Source organism: Paraburkholderia lebeckiae, assembly GCF_050436325.1.
Taxonomy (GTDB): Bacteria; Pseudomonadota; Gammaproteobacteria; order Burkholderiales; family Burkholderiaceae; genus Paraburkholderia; species Paraburkholderia tuberum.
Map to the genome: position 1 here is coordinate 3,003,437 of NZ_JBNDLZ010000003.1, position 15,572 is coordinate 3,019,008.

A 15,572-nucleotide genomic window follows, 5' to 3' on the forward strand; every position below is an offset into this window, starting at 1 on the left:
TGTTGTGCCAGAAACAACACAACCCCCCACACGAATCCTTTACGCTTCTTCCCGATTGGCTGTGGCGCAACCGGTTGACTCCAACCCCTGCGACGCAGCAACCCGTCATGCCTGATGACCATAGCGAGTCGGTCCCACCCCTTCCCATCCCGAACAGGACCGTGAAACGACTCCACGCCGATGATAGTGCGGATTGCCCGTGTGAAAGTAGGTAATCGTCAGGCTCCCCCCACGTCAGAAACCCCACCCGCCGCGGTGGGGTTTTTGCGTTTACGCGGCCCAAATCAACAGCAACATCGACAGAGATGATTGGTAAGCACCTCGCGACGGCCGTCCGCAACGCGGCGCCCGCGTGAGGCATGATCGGGAATCGGGTTACGTGTCAGCAGACGCCGATGGGCCAGACTGCCGAGGCAGCTTCGTGGCCACGTTCCGGGGCAACAGTTCGTCGATGCGGTTAATGGGATGGTCAGCGATATGGGTCAGGACGTATTCGAGGTAGGCGCGCGGGTTGATCCCGTTGAGCTTGCATGTGCCGATCAGACCGTACATCGCGGCTGCCCGCTCGCCTCCGCTGTCGGAGCCGGCGAACAGGAAGTTCTTGCGGCCCAGACTCACACAGCGCAGCGCGTTTTCGGCCAGGGCGTTGCTGATCTCAGCACGACCCTCTTCGCAGTACAGCGCGAGCGCGTCCCACTGGTTGAGCGAGTAACGGATCGCTTTGGCCAGTTCGGATTTCTTCGACAGCGTTGCGAGCTTGTCCGTCATCCACGTCCTGATGGTCGCGAGCAGCGGCACGCTTTTCTCCTGCCGCAGGCACAGCCGTTCAGCAGCGGGTTTGCCACGGATGTCCGCCTCGATGCCGTAAAGTCCACCGATCAGTTCGAGCACCTCTCGGGTCGCCTCGGTAGGCGTTCGGGCATGCACGTCGTAGAGGTACCGTCTCGCGTGGTCCCAGCATGCAGCTTCACGGATCTTGCCGCTCTCGTACAGTTCGTTGAAGCCACTGTAGGCGTCGGCCTGCAGGATGCCCTCGAATCCAGCGAGATGGGTCTGGGGGTGGATGCCTTTGCGGTCGGGCGAGTAAGCAAACCACACCGCGGCCGGTTCGGTCGAGCCCGAACGGGTGTCATCGCGCACATACACCCACAGTCGCCCGGTCCTTGTCTTCTTCCTGCCCGGCTCGAGCACCGGGATCGGCGTGTCATCCGCGTGCAGCTTCGACGGTGCCACCGTGTAGCGGCGCAGCGCCTCGGTCAGCGGCACGCAAAGGGCCTCGCACTGGCCGACCCAGCGTCCCATGCTGGCCGGATCCAGCTTCACGCCGTCGCGCGCGGCAATCTGCGACTGCCGGTACAACGGCGCGTGGTCAGCGTACTTCGAGACGAGGATGTCGGCCAGCAGGCTCGGATGGGCAATGCTGCGCGTGATCGGCAGGCCGGGCATGGACGGCTGCGAGAAGTGGTGGCCGCACGGACAGACCGTCTTGCGCCGGATCGTGCGGATCACCTTGAACATTGCCGCGACGCGGGCGAGCTGCTCGGACACGTCTTCTCCGAGCGGCTGCATGGCGCTGCCGCACTTCGGGCAGGTCGCGTCGGCGTCGAGTACGCGTTCTTCGCGTGGCAGATGCGGCGGCAGCGCTTCTTTCGGCGATGCGTCGCCCACAGGCGTGCTCGCGCCTGATTCGTGGGCGCGTCGCACATCAGCGACACCACGCTCACCGGTCAAGTCCTCGAGCGCGGTTTCGAGCCGCGCGACCTCCCGGTCCAACTGCTCGGACTTGCGTCCGAACTGCATGCGCTTGAGCCTGTCGATCTGCGCCTTGAGCTGCCCGATCTCCAGATCGCGTTCGGCAAGCTGGGCACGCGCCTCGACCAGCAAGGCCCGCAGGGTTGCAACATCGTCAGGAAGTTCAGCGCCGTTCGACATGTGGCGCAGTTTACGAGCCTTCCTCGCGGTTTACAACATCGACAGCGCAGCCGTACGACGCGGCTGCCGCCAATCGATGCCTTCGAGCAACATCGACAGTTGCGCCGCCGTCAGATGGACCTTGCCGCCATCGGCGTGTGGCCAGACGAAGCGACCACGCTCAAGCCGCTTCGCAAGAAGCCAGAGCCCGTCTTCGGTCGCCCACATGACCTTCACGAGATCGCCGCGCCGGCCCCGGAAGATGAACACGTTGCCACCCAGCGGATTGTCCTCGAGCGCCGTCTGCACCTTTGCCGCCAGCCCCTGGAACCCGCAGCGCATGTCGGTGACGCCTGCCACCAGCCAGACGCGTGTACCCGTGGGTAGAGAGATCACGATCGCACGCTCCCCAGGACGACGCGTAGCGTGTCGGCGTCGACAACGCCGTTGACCTTGACTACCACGTCACCGAACCGGATCTCGATCGTCCCGGCTCGTGCAGTCCGGTTGCAGACGTCCCTTGCATCTGGGGGCATCGCCACGCGCTGCGGCGGCGTCTCATGAACCACCGCCACTGGAATCAGGCACGTCGTTTCCGCCTGCAATTGCTCGCGATAGCGACGCCGCCAGGCAAACAGCATGTTTGCATTGATGCCATTGTCCCGCGCCAGCTTCGCGACCGACGCACCAGGCTCACATGCCGCGGCCGCAAGCCGGCGTCGAAACTCGCGATCATAATTCGGGCGTCCCTTGCGGCTACCCGGCCTGGCTTCCGACTCTGTCACAGTGATGTCCATCAAATCGAAAATGATGGGCACCACTTTGATGTCGGTTCTCGCCGCCGTCTACGACGGTCGTCGTGAGGTGCTTACGATGATTGTAAGGTAAGCGCCCGGTGAAGGCCCGGGAGCGAGCTGGCGGAGCGGCCCCTGGAACGGCCCCGTCGAAAACCGGACACGAGGTAACGCTTAAACTTTAAGGTAGTCTTCCGCCTATGTTTAAGCCTAGCTCCCATGTAGAACCCGTTGAGGTTCTGACCCAGCCGGAACAGCGCCGGCGCCGCTCTGTCGAGGAGAAACTCGCGATAGTGCGTGAGACCTTCGAACCCGGAGCGAGCGTTTCCGGGGTAGCCCGTCGCCATCAGGTGAATGCGAACCAGGTGTTCGCCTGGCGCAAGCTGTATCAGGATGGCAGCCTGTCAGCCGTGAGTGCCGGCGAACAGGTGGTGCCAGCCTCCGACCTGGTCGAAGCGACGAAGCAGATTCGCGAACTCCAGCGGCTGCTGGGCAAGAAGACCATGGAAGTGGAAATCCTCCGCGAAGCAGTGGAGTACGGCCGGGCAAAAAAATTGATTGCGCGCTCACCATTGCTGCCGGGGGACGACCGATGAAGACGGTCTGTGAAGTCCTGGGTGTGTCGCGCTCTAATCTTGCGGTCAAATCGAAGCGCCCCGCCGAGTGGGTCGACCAGCGCAAGACGCCAGCCCTGGACGACATGCCGCTGGTCACCGAGCTTCGGGGGCTGGTTGCCGAGCTGCCCACCTACGGCTACCGGCGTGTGTGGGCGCTGCTGCGGCGAAGCCGGGACGCGCAGGCCCAACCTCGCGTTAATGCAAAACGGGTTTATCGGGTCATGCGTACCTACGGCCTGCTACTCGAGCGCCGGCCTTGTCATGCCCAGTCCGCACGCCGGCACGACGGCAAGGTCGCGGTGGAGCGAAGCAATGCGCGCTGGTGCTCGGACGGCTTCGAATTCCGTTGTGACGATGGTGCGCTAGAGAACGACAATTACCTTGGCCGGCGCATTGACTCAAGATTTTTGCTACCAAGCGGTACCTGTTGCCTCATGTAATTTGTTACCCGTCAGAATGCTGGCGGGGACGACTTATGACGAGGCGGCTCAGCATGACAACACGACGGGAATTGACTGAGGCGGTTGGCGAGCGGTATCGACGTTCTGACCGGACGGAGAAACGCCAGATCCTGGACGAATTCATTCAATTGACGGGCTATCACCGCAAGCATGCGATCCGGGTGCTGTGTCGGGATCCGCAGCCGCAAAGGGCGAAGCCAGGGCCGCAGCGACGCTATGGCGACGAAGTGCGTGCGGCGCTGATCACGCTGTGGGAGGCCGCCGACAGGATCTGCGACAAGCGGTTGGAGGCGCTCATCCCGACGCTGATCGACTCGATGACACGGCATGGTCACCTGTCGCTATCGAAGGACGTGGGCCAACGGCTTAAGCAGATCAGCGCCGCTACCATTGACCGGCTGCTGCGCGACGTGCGCGAACAGGCCTTCTCCGGCCAGCGCCGGCGCGCCGGAGGAATCGGCAATGCAATTCGCCGTGCGGTGCCGATCCGCACGTTCTCTGACTGGAACGATCCGTTGCCCGGCTATCTCGAGGTCGATTTCGTCGAGCATTGTGGTGGCACCAAGATCGACGGCGACTTCGTGCACAGCTTCGTGATGACAGATATCGCGACCGGCTGGACCGAATGCCTGACCATGCCGTATCGCAGCGGGGCGTTCGTTCTCGAGCACATCGAGCGTGTTAGCCGTGCGTTGCCGTTTCCGCTACGTGGTCTGGATTGCGATAACGATACTGCCTTCATGAACGCGGCCATGCTTGACTTCTGCAAGGCAACGGGTATCGAACTGACGCGCTCACGTGCCTACAAGAAAAACGATCAGGCGTGGGTCGAGCAAAAGAATGGCGCCATTGTGCGTCGCCTCGTTGGCTATGGCAGGCTACGCGGCCTCGAAGCCACGGCAACCTTGCATCCCTCTACGAGGTGTCGCGGCTGTACATCAACTTCTTCCAGCCGTCATTCGAGCTGAAATCGAAGACCCGTCACGGCGCGAGGGTGACGAAGCGCTATGAGGCGCCCTTGACGCCGCTCGAGCGCGTGCTGCGCTCTGCTTCGGTGTCGGAGGCAACCAAACGCAGACTGCGTGCCCAGTTCAGAGCGCTCGACCCACTGGATCTCTTACGTCGAATGCGCGACGCCCAGCAGCGTGTCGCCGAATGCAGTGCTTCCGGAGCGGCGCCGCCGGAGACAAGAACATCCGGTCAAGTTCCACTCGCGGATTTCCTGGCGAGTCTTGGAACGGCGTGGCAGGCCGGAGAGGTCCGGCCGACGCATCGTCGAAAAGCGCGCGTCCCCCATGACTGGCGTACCCGGGAAGATCCGTTCGAGCATACTTGGCCGAAGATACAGCAGTGGCTCGAAGCGGAGCCCGGCATTACCGCGCAAAAGCTCCATGAGCGTCTCACTTCGATGGCTCCCAACATGTATTCCGACGCGCAGTTGCGCACCTTGCAGCGCCGCGTGAAGGTATGGCGATCGAATCGCGCCAGAGAACTGGTGACGCGGATACTCGGCGATGCCGACGCGATGACGGCTGGCGCCGCTACGCAGCGCCAGCCGTCATGAGCCTGTCAGAAATTTAGTGTGTCGAGGTCATGAGACGATAACGGAAATAACGTCCTATGACCGACACAACAGTGATCAAGAAAAGCAAGAACCTGAAGGCGCCGAAGCTGTTTCCCGATGAGCTGATCGATCAACTGCTGGCGCAGGTGCAGAACAAGGATGCCGGGTCGATCCTCGGCGAATCGGGCCTGGCCGGGCAACTGAAGAAGCAACTGGCCGAGCGCATGCTGGCGGCCGAACTGACGCATCACCTGGAAACCGAGGGCGGGCAAGGCAAGAGCGGCAACCACCGTAACGGCACCAGTTCGAAGACGGTCATCACGCCCAATGGCGAGCTGCACCTCGATATTCCGCGTGACCGTCAGGCGACGTTCGAGCCGCAACTGATTGGCAAGTATCAACGTCGGCTGCCGGGATTCGACGACCACGTCATCAGCATGTACGCGCGCGGCATGAGCGTGCGCGAGATCCAGGGCCATTTGCTGGAGTTGTACGGGCTGCAAGTCTCGCCCGACCTGATTTCCACCGTCACCGATGAAGTGCTGGCTGAAGTTGAGCAATGGCAGCAACGCCCGCTCGAGGCGATGTACCCGATCGTGTATTTCGATGCCCTGAGGCTGAAGATTCGCGACGAAGGCACGCTCAGGAACAAGGCGGTGTATCTGGCGCTGGGCATCCGCGCCGACGGCCGCAAGGAAGTGCTGGGCTTGTGGATCGAGCAAACGGAAGGCGCCAAGTTCTGGCTGAAGGTCTTTAACGAACTGAAGAACCGCGGCTTGCATGACGTTCTGATCGCGGTCGTCGACGGCCTGCGCGGCTTTCCGGAGGCAATCGAGGCGGTCTATCCGGCCGCCCAGATCCAGACCTGCATCGTGCATTTGATCCGCAATTCGCTGAATCTGGCGAGTTGGAAGGACCGCAAGCCGCTGGCATCCGCGCTCAAACCGATCTATCAGGCCGCCACGGCTGAAGCCGCTGCGGCGGCGCTCGACGCCTTCGCGCAAAGCGAGTGGGGCCGCAAATTCCCCACCGTCGCGGCGATGTGGCAACGCCAATGGGAACAGGTGATCCCCTTCTTTGCCTATCCGCCCGAAGTGCGTCGAATCATCTATACGACCAACGCCATCGAGAGCATGCACATGCAGTTGCGCAAGATCGTCAAGAACCGCGGCCACTTCCCCAGCGACGAAGCCGCCAGCAAGCTGCTGTATCTGGCCTTGCGCAACATCGAAAAGGATTGGAAGATGCCGCCTATCACCTGGCGGCAGGCGGTCAATCAGTTCGCCATTCTGTTCGGCGAGCGATTCACCGCCGCCATGAGCTGAGATTTTCTAACCGACCTCAGCACACAAGATTTCTGACACCTCCGCCGTCATCGCAAAACATTCGGACAGTGACAATTACCCGGGAGTAACATCATCCCGTGAGGCAACACGGGCGGCCATCGTAATTGACAATCTACAGTCTGTTCTCGTTTCTGGAGAGCTGGTACAACATACGCCGCCTGCACAGCAGCATCGGCTACTGTTCGCCGCTCGAGTTCGAAAACCTGCATGCGCAAGGTCAAAGCTTATCGCCGCGCGGGTTGTCCACCGCCAGGCAGCGTCGTGGTCGTGACAGGCGACCCGCCGCCCGGCCGTGGACAACCCGCGATTCAACCTTATCGGGAGGTGCCACACCGCATTAAACTCAACTGCAGATCTATCCGTCGAACCGGGTCAACCTCAAAACAGCATTGAAGCAAGCGACACCGCCGCCCGCCTCAACGCTTTTCAACTCTCTACTTCCCTTGCGCCAGAAACTTCTGCGCCAGTCGGACCCAATACGTCGATCCCACCGCCAACAACTCGTCGTTAAAGTCATAACTCGCGTTGTGCAGCATACAAGGGCCCGCACCGTGGCCAGCTTCGCGGTGGCCGCCATCGCCGTTGCCCAAAAACGCATAGCAACCCGGTTTCGCCAGCAGCATGAACGAAAAATCCTCGGCACCCATGGTCGGTTCAACTGCTTCATCGACATTCTCCGCGCCAACGACCTCTTTCATGACCGACGCCGCAAAACGCGCTTCCTCGCTGCTGTTGATCGTCGGGGGATAGTTCCGGTGGAATTGGATCTGAACGGAGCAATCGTATGCTTCGGCTGTACTGTGCGCGATCTTGCGCATGCGTGACTCGATCAGGTCGAGCGTTTCTGTAGTGAAGGTCCGAACGGTCCCCGCGATCCAAGCGTCGTCCGGTACCACATTGACTGCATCGCCCGCATGTATCTGCGTTATCGACAATACCGCAGTATCGAGCGGCTTTTTGTTTCGCGTGATGATGCTTTGCAGCCCGTTGGCAATTTGCACCGCCGCAAAGACCGGATCACGGCCATTGTGCGGTAGCGCTGCATGCGAGCCGACACCCTTGATTTCGATGCGAAATTCATTGCTCGACGCCATGATCGGACCTTCGGTCACGCCGAAGTGGCCCGCCGGCATGCCCGGCCAGTTGTGAATGCCAAACACGGCGTTCACGGGGAATTTGTTAAACAAGCCGTCGTCCATCATAGCCTTCGCGCCGGCGCCGCCTTCTTCAGCCGGCTGGAAAATGAACACGATCGTGCCGTCGAAATCACCGTGTTTGGCCAGGTAGTGCGCGGCACCGAGCAGCATCGCCGTATGTCCGTCGTGCCCGCACGCATGCATCTTGCCGTCGTTCGTCGAACGATGATCGAAGCTGTTGAGCTCCTGGATCGGCAGCGCGTCCATGTCGGCTCGCAGGCCAATCGCACGCGAGCCATTACCTCGCTTCAATACGCCGACCACGCCCGTCTTGCCGAAACCACGGTGAGTCTCGATGCCCCAGGACTCGAGCGAACGCGCGACGAGATCAGCAGTCGCCGTCTCTTCGTAGCGCAGCTCCGGGTGGGCATGGATGGTTCGTCGAAGGGTCTGAATTTCGCCGCGAGCGGCCTGAATTTCGGGGATGAGTTTCATGATTGAGTGATTATGCGTTTGTGCTTGACGAGCTTGAGATCGCCGCGGACCACGTCGGCCCGGGCACTGCGGATAATTCATTCTACGCCGAAGGCATTCTTGGTGGCGCCACCGAGGTCGGCGGCCTATAGACGTAATAAAATTCCACTTTGCCCGACCGCTTACTGCTCGCCAGGACACATTGCCGATGAACGCCCCGACCGAATTCGTGCGCGCCGTGTGCCCGCACGATTGCCCCGACACCTGCGCGATGCGCGTGACCGTCGACAATGGACGGGCGATCAAGGTCGCCGGCGATCCCGACCATCCGCCGACTCAGGGCGTGCTGTGCACGAAGGTCAGTCGTTACGAGGAGCGTGTATACCATCCGAACCGGTTGACGACGCCCATGAAGCGTGTCGGCCGCAAGGGCGAGGGCCGTTTCGAGCCAATCGGCTGGGACGAAGCGTTCGACCTTGCCGCAAGCCGCCTCGGCGAGATTGCCCATCGCGCGCCGGAAGCGATTCTGCCTTACAGCTACGCGGGCACGATGGGCTTGGTGCAGGGCGATAGCATCGCGCAACGCTTTTTCCACAAGCTCGGCGCCTCGCAGCTGGATCGCACGATTTGCGCGGCGGCCGGCGCTGCCGGCCTCAAATACACGTACGGCGCCGGCATCGGTATGCACACCGAGTTTTTTGCCGAGAGCGAGGTGATCCTGATCTGGGGAGCAAATCCGATTGCATCGAATCTGCATTTGTGGACGCGCGCGCAGGAGGCCAAGCGTCGCGGCGCCCGGTTGATCGCAATCGATCCGTATCGCTCGCTGACCGCGGAGAAATGCCATCAGCATATTGCGCTGAAGCCAGGCACAGACGGGGCTCTCGCGCTCGGCATCATGAACGTCCTGATTACCGAGAATCTGCTCGACCACGAGTACATCGCGGCGCACACGCTCGGCTTCGCCGACTTGAAGGTGCGTGCGCTCAGCTATCCATTGTCTCGGGTTAGTGAAATCTGTGGCGTCGAAGAAGAGGAAATCGCCGACCTTGCGCGACTTTACGCCAGCACGAAGAAAGCCGCGATCCGCTTGAATTACGGTCTGCAGCGGGTGCGTGGCGGGGGCAATGCGGTGCGCGCAATCGCGTGTCTGCCGTCGCTGACCGGCGCATGGCGCGAGCGTGCGGGCGGGGCGCTGTTGTCGTCGAGCGGTTGGGCACCGGTCGACTCGCACGCGTTGCAGCGTCCCGACCTGATGCCGGGTTGGCCGTCGAAGCCGAGCCGCGTGATCAATATGAATGCAATCGGCGACGCGTTGCTGCATCCGGGCGACGCGACGTTCGGCCCCAAGGTCGAAGCGATCGTGGTCTACAACTCGAATCCGGTCGCGGTCGCACCGGACTCCGAACGCGTCGCGGCGGGTTTTGCGCGCGAGGATCTGTTCACGATCGTGCTCGAGCATTTCCAGACCGACACCGCGGATTACGCCGACCTGCTGTTGCCTGCCACGACGCAGCTCGAGCATCTCGACGTGCACAAGTCATACGGCCATACGCACGTGATGGTCAACCTGCCCGCCATCGCGCCGTTCGGCGACGCACGGCCGAATACCGAGATCTTCCGCAGCCTCGCGCGCCGCATGGGCATGACCGAACCGGCGCTCTTCGACAGCGACGAAGCCGTCGCGCAAGCTGCATTTCGCTGGGACGACAAGACGCTGGACGGTGTCGACTGGCCGATGCTGAAGCAAGCCGGCTGGGCCCGTCTCAATCTGCCTGACGCGCCATTTGCCGACGGCGGTTTTCGCACGCCATCCGGCAAGTGCGAGTTCCACAGCGAGCGCCTTGCACAACAGGGCCTCGACCCGCTGCCTGACTACCTGCCACCCTACGAATCGGCCGACGGCGCGCCCGAACTGGCGGCCCGATATCCGCTCGCGATGATTTCACCGCCCGCGCGCAACTTCCTCAACAGCACCTTCGTGAACATCGAGAGTCTGCGTGCGACGGAAGGCGAACCGCACCTGGACATCCACCCTGCCGACGCGCACGCGCGCGGCATCGGCGACGGTGATCAGGTGCGCATCTTCAACGACCGCGGCTCGATGCAAGCGCGTGCCCGCGTGACCGACCGGGCGCGCGAAGGCCTGGTCGTTGGGTTGTCGATCTGGTGGAAGAAGCTCGCGCCGGACGGTCGCAACGCGAACCAGTTGACGAGCCAGGCACTCACCGATCTCGGCGGTTCGGCGACGTTTTACGACTGTCTCGTCGAAGTCGAGCGGGCCTGAAAGCCGCGCCGCACATTGAAACTGACGCCCAGCCTCGCAAGTTCGAGGCTGCCGTCTAACCTCGTCGCTTTGGCCATTGGCCGCAATATGCCCATGCTACGATGCGTTTTTAGCACGATCATTCGAAAATAATTCAGGAGACGCTGCATGGAGAAAATCTGGCTGAAATCTTATCCGCCCGGCGTTCCAGCAGAGATCGACCCGACACGCTATTCGTCGGTGGCCGAGTTGCTCGAGGAAGCCTTTCGCGAACACCGCGCAAAGCCGGCGTTCGTGTGCATGGGCAAGCAGATCAGCTACGGTGAACTCGACCAGCTTTCGCGCGATCTTGCAGCGTGGCTGCAGTCGAAAGGACTCACGCGCGGCTCGCGTGTCGCGATCATGATGCCGAACGTGCTGCAGTATCCAGTCGCGCTCGCCGCGGTTCTGCGCGCGGGCTATGTGGTCGTGAATGTGAATCCGCTGTACACGCCGCGCGAACTCGAGCACCAACTGAAGGACAGCGGCACCGAGGCGATCATCCTGCTCGAGAATTTCGCGGGGACCTTGCAGGCAATCGTGCGCAATACGCCGATCAAACATGTGGTCGTCGCGGCGATGGGCGACCTGATGGGCATCAAAGGCCCGCTCGTGAACTTCGTCGTGCGCAAGGTCAAGAAGATGGTGCCGGCGTGGAGCCTCGCTGGGCACGTCAAGTTCAACGACGCGGTCTCGGAGGGCGCACGTCTGACGTTCAAGCCGGTCCAGCAGGGGCCCGACGATATCGCGTTCCTGCAATACACGGGCGGCACCACCGGCGTGGCCAAGGGCGCGACGCTGCTGCACCGGAACCTGATCGCGAACGTGCTGCAGTCGGAGGTCTGGCTCAATCCGGCGCGCGCGAACCGCACGGATATCGACCAGTTCATTACGGTCGTCGCGTTGCCGCTGTATCACGTGTTCGCGCTGACCGTATGCGGGCTGCTGACGATCCGCACCGGCGGTCTCGGCGTGCTGATTCCGAATCCGCGCGATATCCCGGGCATGATCAAGTCGCTCGAGGGGTATGCGATCACGACGATTCCCGCGGTCAACACGCTCTACAACGCGATGTTGAACAGCCCCGACTTTCACAAGCTCGACTTCTCGAAGCTGCTGACCGCGAACGGCGGCGGCATGGCGGTGCAGGAGGCGGTCGCGAAGCGCTGGTTCGAGCTGACGCGCACGCCGATCGTCGAGGGCTACGGGCTGTCGGAAACGTCGCCGTGCGTGACCTGCAATCCCGTCACCGCCACCGAATACAACGGCACGATCGGCCTGCCACTGCCGTCGACCGAAGTCTCGATCCGCGACGACGAAGGCAGCGAAGTATCGCCCGGCCAATCCGGCGAGATCTGCATCCGCGGCCCGCAGGTGATGGCGGGCTACTGGAACAGGCCCGACGAAACCGCCAAGGTGATGACGGCGGACGGCTTCTTCAAATCGGGCGACGTCGGCGTCATGGGCGCGGACGGCTTTGTGAAGATCGTCGATCGCAAGAAGGACATGATTCTGGTGTCCGGCTTCAACGTGTATCCGAATGAAGTCGAGGACGTCGTCGCAAAGCTGCCGGGCGTGTTCGAAGTCGCGGCGGTGGGGGTACCGGATCAGCATTCCGGCGAGGCAGTGAAGCTGTTCGTCGTGAAAAAGGATCCGTCGTTGACTGACGAACAGATCTTCGCATACTGCAAAACGCAATTGACCGGCTACAAGCGGCCGAAGGTCGTCGAATTCCGCACCGAGTTGCCGAAGAGCAATGTCGGCAAGATCCTGCGCCGCGAGTTGCGCGACGGCAGGGCTTAAGCGACCCAAGAACAAAAGCCCGGCGCACGAAAGTGCGCCGGGCTTTTTGTTGCCCGTACAAAATCCGCGCATCAAAAAAGGCGCCCGAAGGCGCCTTTGAGACAAACTGCGTTTTTTACGACTTATTAGAACTTGTGGCGGATCCCGACGCGAGCCGTGAACTGGTTGTTGGTCGTCGAACCGGTCAGGCCGTTGATGCCTGCCGTTGCTGCGACCACCTGACCCGTTGCGTTGACCGTGTCGCCCAAAGCGTGCTGGTACACGCCGACCAGGTACACGTCGGTACGCTTGGACAGGAAGTAGTCCACGCCCAGCGCGCCTTGGTGGTATTGAGCACGCGAGTTGCCTTCGATCTGCGTGCCGCGCGTGTAGTCATACGCTGCGCCGACCAGCAGTGCCGGGGTCAACTGATACTTGAAGTTGATTTCGCCGTTGTTGAACGTTGCCTTCTGGCCAGCGAACGGCGACGCGAACGTCTTGCCGAGGTTGCCGAACTGGATGTTCGAATACGTCAGGCCGATGGTTGCCGCGCCGAACGTGTATGCACCGCCCGCGCCGACGACCTGGTACGTGTTGGCCGACGAGAAGCCGGCGTACACCGGGCTCGATACCGCAAAACCCGCCGGGCTCGCGGTCGAGAAACCGGCGCCTGGCGTGTTCGCTGCGATCGTGCCGCCGTTGTTGAACAGACCGCCCGACGCTGCCGGCGTACGTGCGTTCAAATAACCCACGCCCAACTGCAGCGGACCGTTGTTATAGCCACCACCCAACGACCAGATCTGGTTGTGCGTGAAGTCACCGGCGACGCCACCGAAGCTATACGTGCCGCCGAACGTCAGGCCGTTGTAGTTTTTGCTGGTGAACTTGACCGTGTTGTTGGTGCGATACGCGTTGTTGAAGTTGTCGATATCGCCCGGGTGAGCGGCGATGTAGCCGCCCCACTGATCACCCGATTCGAACGGACCCACGTAGTCGACGACGGAGTCGTACTGACGACCCAGCGTGACCGTGCCGAAGTTGCTCGACAGACCGACATATGCCTGACGACCGAACATCAGGCCGCCTTGACCGAGCTTGCCATTCGTCGTGTCAAAGCCGTTTTCCAACACGAACAGGGCCTTCAGACCGCCGCCCAGGTCTTCCGTGCCACGCAGGCCGAAACGCGAGCCTTGCAGGACGCCGCTGGACATGTTGTACAGATGCTTACCGCCCGAGTTGGTGTTCATGTTGATACCAACGTCAACGATGCCGTACAGGGTCACGCTGCTCTGCGCATGAGCGACGCCTGCGAATGCGCCCAATGCTGCGAGAGCGAGAAGCGACTTTTTCATCGAATGATCTCCAAGGAATACGAATCTTTTGTACAAGGCGAAATATTTAGTTAGTGCTGAGGGCCTTGCTATCCAACTTCGCGAGAAGTTGCCACGTAATGTAACAAAAGGCATACATGGAACAAAGAAAAAGGAGTCGCTCCGGAAGGCCGCTGTTTCGTTTACGCAACATGGTCTAGAATCCGAAATTAACCGCCCATTTCATGCGGATGGGTGCCTGTCGGGCCGCGGGTTTCGCGTCGCGAGGCCTTGTCGCACGGACTTTCCGGAACGATGCGGCGGTTATCGAATCAGGGAGCGCTTTATGTTGCTGGACGAGTTGATTGGCGAGTTTGATCGGGGTTTACGCTCACTGACGGGAGTCTCGCGGATGAGCCGTCCGCTGCCGCTTCCGCAGGTTTCCGCGGCGACGGCCGAAGCTCCCGAACTCTCGCCCGCGGAGCGCGTGCATGCGGCGGGTTTGATGCGTGTGAACCACGTCGGCGAAGTGTGCGCGCAGGCGCTTTACCAGGCGCAGAAACTCGCCACTGACTCGCCGTCATTGCGCGCCATGTTCGACCACGCCGCGTCGGAAGAGGAAGATCATCTGGCGTGGACCGCTAAACGCCTCGAGGCGCTCGACTCGCGTCCGAGTCTGCTCAATCCGCTGTGGTACACCGGCGCGCTCGCGATCGGACTTGCCGCAGGGCGTCTCGGCGATCGCGTAAGCCTTGGCTTCATGGCCGAAACGGAGCGCCAGGTCGAGCAGCATCTCGACAGTCATCTCGATCAGCTCCCCGCCGCGGATCATGAATCGCGCGCGATCGTCGAGCAGATGCGCGTCGATGAAGCGCGGCACGGCAAGGCCGCGATGGACGCGGGCGGCATCGAGTTGCCGTTTCCTGCACGCGCGTTGATGCGTGCGATGTCGAAGGTGATGACGCGCACCGCCTATTACATATGAGCGTTTCACCCGCCTCGCTTCGCTAACCGGAGCACCGCACGCATCGCCTCAACCATCGCTGAATGCATTTTCGCAAGCGAGACGGCGCCGCGCGCCCCGTTCGTCGTCCGTCCGGGCGACGCCGCCTTGTTTCTTTCAGAATCCCTTAACGATCTCTTTCAATTCGCGCTGTTTCCTCGCACTTTTCACGTATCACCTTCACAAGTTGCAGTAGCCCATTCATTTATAACGGTTTTCCGTTTTTATGCGGGACGTGAAGGAGTCGCCCTAAGTCCTTGTTCTAGCAAACAAAATCCGCTCAAAAAGCGGGCCGCTCCCTTGACCCATGTTTAGCGTTACTCTAAAGTGGGAGACAGTGTGAGAAAGTGTATTTTTGTGTGTTCGCGGCACCACTTTCGGGTAGATTTTCACGGATCGGGCGAGCGGCGCAAACAGCGTCGCAATAGGGGAGAGCGAAGTGTTCCAAGGGGCGTCGGCGCTGACGCTCGATGCGAAAGGGCGGATGTCGATTCCCTCTCGTTATCGGGATGCGCTGCAAACACAGGCAGAGGGCCGGGTGACTATCACCAAGCACCCGGACGGCTGCCTGTTGCTCTTTCCGCGCCCCGAATGGGAAATCTTCCGTGACAAGGTCGACAAGCTGCCCATGAACGCCGCCTGGTGGAAACGCATATTTCTCGGCAATGCAATGGATGTGGATATGGACGGCGCAGGCCGTGTGCTCGTGTCGCCTGAGTTGCGAGCGGCTGGCTCGCTGGAGAAAGAAGTGACCTTGCTCGGCATGGGCCGCCATTTCGAGTTGTGGGATGCACAGATCTACGCCGCGAAGGAACAGGCGGCGATCGCCGAGGGCATGCCCGACGCGTTGAAAGATTTCACGTTCTGAT

At 61.4% G+C, this 15,572-nt stretch carries 12 protein-coding genes, 1 rRNA gene and 1 pseudogene; 9 read left to right on the plus strand and 5 right to left on the minus strand.

Going from position 1 to position 15,572, the window contains the following annotated elements; all coding sequences use genetic code 11:
- Nucleotides 1-110 precede the first annotated feature (110 nt).
- A 5S ribosomal RNA gene (rrf, locus tag OKW44_RS31830) occupies nucleotides 111-224 on the plus strand.
- Nucleotides 225-375: 151 nt separating this feature from the next.
- On the opposite strand, the gene tnpC is transcribed toward rrf, so the two are convergent.
- From tnpC to tnpA, 3 genes are read right to left on the minus strand one after another with little or no spacing between them, the layout of a single operon-like run.
- A complete protein-coding gene (gene tnpC, locus OKW44_RS31835) occupies nucleotides 376-1,932 on the minus strand; it encodes an IS66 family transposase (protein WP_280784741.1) in 1,557 nt (518 codons plus the stop codon).
- 30 nt (nucleotides 1,933-1,962) lie between these two features.
- Complete coding sequence (gene tnpB, locus OKW44_RS31840; protein WP_026225368.1) at nucleotides 1,963-2,307, minus strand: IS66 family insertion sequence element accessory protein TnpB; 345 nt, start codon at nucleotides 2,305-2,307, stop codon at nucleotides 1,963-1,965.
- Complete coding sequence (tnpA, locus tag OKW44_RS31845) at nucleotides 2,304-2,696, minus strand: IS66-like element accessory protein TnpA (protein ID WP_280783934.1); 393 nt, start codon at nucleotides 2,694-2,696, stop codon at nucleotides 2,304-2,306. The genes tnpB and tnpA overlap by 4 nt, the downstream gene beginning before the upstream one ends.
- A 209-nt stretch (nucleotides 2,697-2,905) precedes the next feature.
- On the opposite strand from tnpA, the pseudogene OKW44_RS31850 reads away from it, so the two are divergent.
- The 4 genes and pseudogenes from OKW44_RS31850 to OKW44_RS31865 all read left to right on the plus strand — a co-directional run.
- Nucleotides 2,906-3,681: pseudogene (locus OKW44_RS31850) on the plus strand (transposase); the annotation flags it as partial.
- Between the two features lie 116 nt (nucleotides 3,682-3,797).
- A complete protein-coding gene (locus tag OKW44_RS31855; RefSeq protein WP_280784742.1) occupies nucleotides 3,798-4,751 on the plus strand; it encodes an integrase catalytic domain-containing protein in 954 nt (317 codons plus the stop codon).
- Nucleotides 4,706-5,347 carry a hypothetical protein gene (locus OKW44_RS31860; protein WP_018421904.1) on the plus strand — a complete coding sequence of 214 codons (642 nt, stop codon included), beginning with the start codon at nucleotides 4,706-4,708 and terminating at the stop codon, nucleotides 5,345-5,347. The genes OKW44_RS31855 and OKW44_RS31860 overlap by 46 nt, the downstream gene beginning before the upstream one ends.
- A gap of 56 nt (nucleotides 5,348-5,403) precedes the next feature.
- Nucleotides 5,404-6,672: an IS256 family transposase gene (locus OKW44_RS31865; RefSeq protein ID WP_018421903.1), complete on the plus strand. Its 1,269-nt coding sequence runs from the start codon at nucleotides 5,404-5,406 to the stop codon at nucleotides 6,670-6,672.
- Between the two features lie 455 nt (nucleotides 6,673-7,127).
- Here OKW44_RS31865 and OKW44_RS31870 read toward each other — a convergent pair whose 3' ends face one another.
- Nucleotides 7,128-8,324, minus strand: coding sequence for a M20 aminoacylase family protein (locus tag OKW44_RS31870; RefSeq protein WP_018421902.1), 1,197 nt, complete (start codon nucleotides 8,322-8,324; stop codon nucleotides 7,128-7,130).
- A 187-nt stretch (nucleotides 8,325-8,511) separates the two neighbouring features.
- Between OKW44_RS31870 and OKW44_RS31875 the strand changes: the two genes are divergently transcribed.
- Together OKW44_RS31875 and OKW44_RS31880 are read left to right on the plus strand one after the other, a co-directional pair.
- The gene (locus tag OKW44_RS31875) at nucleotides 8,512-10,590 is read left to right on the plus strand and encodes a molybdopterin-containing oxidoreductase family protein (RefSeq protein WP_018421900.1); all 2,079 of its coding nucleotides are present in this window, start codon (nucleotides 8,512-8,514) and stop codon (nucleotides 10,588-10,590) included.
- A gap of 147 nt (nucleotides 10,591-10,737) precedes the next feature.
- The gene (locus OKW44_RS31880) at nucleotides 10,738-12,411 is read left to right on the plus strand and encodes a long-chain fatty acid--CoA ligase (RefSeq protein ID WP_018421899.1); all 1,674 of its coding nucleotides are present in this window, start codon (nucleotides 10,738-10,740) and stop codon (nucleotides 12,409-12,411) included.
- 125 nt (nucleotides 12,412-12,536) lie between these two features.
- Here OKW44_RS31880 and OKW44_RS31885 read toward each other — a convergent pair whose 3' ends face one another.
- Entirely contained in the window at nucleotides 12,537-13,742 is a 1,206-nt protein-coding gene (locus OKW44_RS31885) for a porin (protein ID WP_018421898.1), read from the minus strand.
- 304 nt (nucleotides 13,743-14,046) lie between these two features.
- Here OKW44_RS31885 and coq7 point away from each other — a divergent pair, with 304 nt between their 5' ends.
- Both coq7 and mraZ read left to right on the plus strand, forming a co-directional pair.
- A complete protein-coding gene (gene coq7, locus OKW44_RS31890) occupies nucleotides 14,047-14,685 on the plus strand; it encodes a 2-polyprenyl-3-methyl-6-methoxy-1,4-benzoquinone monooxygenase (RefSeq protein WP_018421897.1) in 639 nt (212 codons plus the stop codon).
- A gap of 457 nt (nucleotides 14,686-15,142) precedes the next feature.
- The gene (mraZ, locus tag OKW44_RS31895) at nucleotides 15,143-15,571 is read left to right on the plus strand and encodes a division/cell wall cluster transcriptional repressor MraZ (RefSeq protein ID WP_013090620.1); all 429 of its coding nucleotides are present in this window, start codon (nucleotides 15,143-15,145) and stop codon (nucleotides 15,569-15,571) included.
- The last annotated feature ends 1 nt before the right edge of the window (nucleotide 15,572 follow it).

Bases quoted from the DNA above. Each gene is read 5' to 3' on its own strand.
- tnpC (WP_280784741.1), bottom strand. From the start codon at position 1,932: ATGTCGAACGGCGCTGAACTTCCTGACGATGTTGCAACCCTGCGGGCC.
- OKW44_RS31855 (WP_280784742.1), top strand. From the start codon at position 3,798: ATGACGAGGCGGCTCAGCATGACAACACGACGGGAATTGACTGAGGCG.
- OKW44_RS31865 (WP_018421903.1), top strand. From the start codon at position 5,404: ATGACCGACACAACAGTGATCAAGAAAAGCAAGAACCTGAAGGCGCCG.
- OKW44_RS31870 (WP_018421902.1), bottom strand. From the start codon at position 8,324: ATGAAACTCATCCCCGAAATTCAGGCCGCTCGCGGCGAAATTCAGACC.
- OKW44_RS31875 (WP_018421900.1), top strand. From the start codon at position 8,512: ATGAACGCCCCGACCGAATTCGTGCGCGCCGTGTGCCCGCACGATTGC.
- OKW44_RS31880 (WP_018421899.1), top strand. From the start codon at position 10,738: ATGGAGAAAATCTGGCTGAAATCTTATCCGCCCGGCGTTCCAGCAGAG.
- OKW44_RS31885 (WP_018421898.1), bottom strand. From the start codon at position 13,742: ATGAAAAAGTCGCTTCTCGCTCTCGCAGCATTGGGCGCATTCGCAGGC.
- coq7 (WP_018421897.1), top strand. From the start codon at position 14,047: ATGTTGCTGGACGAGTTGATTGGCGAGTTTGATCGGGGTTTACGCTCA.